Here is a 254-nt window from a genome sequence, read left to right as displayed (position 1 = left end):
CGATGGGCCTGGGGCGTGATGACGTCGACCTCGACGCCGGCGTGCTGACGGTCCGCCTGACCAAGTTCGGCAAGTCGCGGCTCGTTCCATTGCATCCGACGACAAGAACCGCGTTGCGCGAATACGCCCANTGATGGGCCTGGGGCGTGATGACGTCGACCTCGACGCCGGCGTGCTGACGGTCCGGCTGACCAAGTTCGGCAAGTCGCGGCTCGTTCCATTGCATCCGACGACAAGAACCGCGTTGCGCGAAT

This window comes from Bradyrhizobium sp. CCBAU 45384, from assembly GCF_028128665.1.
In the GTDB taxonomy this organism is placed as follows: domain Bacteria; phylum Pseudomonadota; class Alphaproteobacteria; order Rhizobiales; family Xanthobacteraceae; genus Bradyrhizobium; species Bradyrhizobium manausense.
The sequence above is the reverse complement of the archived record's forward strand: the minus strand, read 5'-3'. Positions refer to the sequence as shown.